The sequence below is a fragment of the Actinomadura sp. 3N407 genome (genome assembly GCF_052245875.1).
GTDB lineage: Bacteria > Actinomycetota > Actinomycetes > Streptosporangiales > Streptosporangiaceae > Spirillospora.
The window spans coordinates 1-626 of record NZ_JBQQBP010000088.1; the positions used below are offsets into that span (position 1 = coordinate 1).

Annotated in this window: 1 protein-coding gene and 1 pseudogene; both read left to right on the plus strand. The window is 60.4% G+C overall.

From position 1 onward, the window contains the following. A partial coding sequence (locus ACTWPP_RS45050) for an EamA family transporter (protein ID WP_443110628.1) occupies positions 1–324 on the plus strand: 324 nt, incomplete at its 5' end. Between the two features lie 8 nt (positions 325–332). Continuing rightward, positions 333–626, plus strand: a pseudogene (locus ACTWPP_RS45055) (hypothetical protein); the annotation flags it as partial.

Genomic DNA, 626 nt, shown 5'->3' on the forward strand with positions numbered 1-626 from the left:
CTGTCGAATGCGTCTGCCAGCGTGCTGATCAAGGTTGCGATGCGCACGGCGCCCACCTCGCCGGCCATGCTGTTGCAGCTAGCCACGAACCGAGTTCTGCTCCTTGGCATCTTCCTTTACGGTTGCGCGTTCGTGCTCTATGCCGCAGCTCTTTCCAGGCTCCCGTTAAATGTCGCTCACCCCATCCTGACGGCGGGTGCCATCGGCGCAGTCGCCTGCGCCTCAGCCTTCCTGCTTGGCGAGACCTTCCGGTGGAACACCATTGTCGGCCTGATCTTGGTGACCACTGGCGTCGTATTCATCAGCCTCAACACATCACACTGAAATACCCTATGACCGTCGCATCGCAAATCGACGCGCAGTGGCACGTCCCCGCATATGAAGTGCGACTGGAGTGCCCGAAGACGTCCGATACCGCAATCGTCATTCCTGTCATCAACGAAGGCCGTCGGATCCAAAACCTGCTGACGAGAATGATGTCTTGCGGCATCGCCGACCAGGCCGACATTGTCATCGTGGACGGAGGCAGCACGGACGGATCGCTCGAGACCACGATGCTGGATGCGAATCGCGTACGCACCCTGCTCGAGAAAACGGCGCCGGGCCGGCTCAGCGCACAGTTACGG